This window comes from Rhodococcus sp. T2V (assembly GCF_029269925.1).
In the GTDB taxonomy this organism is placed as follows: Bacteria; Actinomycetota; Actinomycetes; order Mycobacteriales; family Mycobacteriaceae; genus Rhodococcus_F; species Rhodococcus_F koreensis.
This window is the reverse complement of sequence record NZ_JARJBD010000453.1, coordinates 1-326: the sequence shown is the minus strand read 5'-3', so window position 1 is coordinate 326 and position 326 is coordinate 1. Positions and strand designations below refer to the sequence as shown.

Genomic DNA, 326 nt, shown 5'->3' with positions numbered 1-326 from the left:
CACCGATCGACCTGCTGCCCGACCGCACCGCCGGCACCGTCGCCACCTGGCTGCGCGACCACCCCGAGATCAAGGTGGTCTGCCGAGATCGTGCCGGGGCGTACGCCGAGGGCATCCGCACCGGTGCCCCGGACGCGATCCAGGTCGCCGACCGCTGGAACCTGTGGCACAACCTCGCAGGTGCGGTGGAGAAGACGGTGATTCGCCACCGCCCCGACCTACGCCCACCCACCGAGACCACGAGCACCAACGACGGGACCGACAAACCCTTCGCGACCATCGACCCGACCGAAAGTGGCCTGGCCGACGGTCGCCTGGCCACCCGA

Annotated in this window: 1 protein-coding gene; it reads left to right on the top strand. The window is 70.6% G+C overall.

Features of this window, described 5'->3' with window-relative positions; genetic code table 11:
* The coding region (locus tag P3H15_RS54800; RefSeq protein ID WP_276144927.1) for a transposase at window positions 1-326 on the top strand (326 nt) is incomplete at both ends.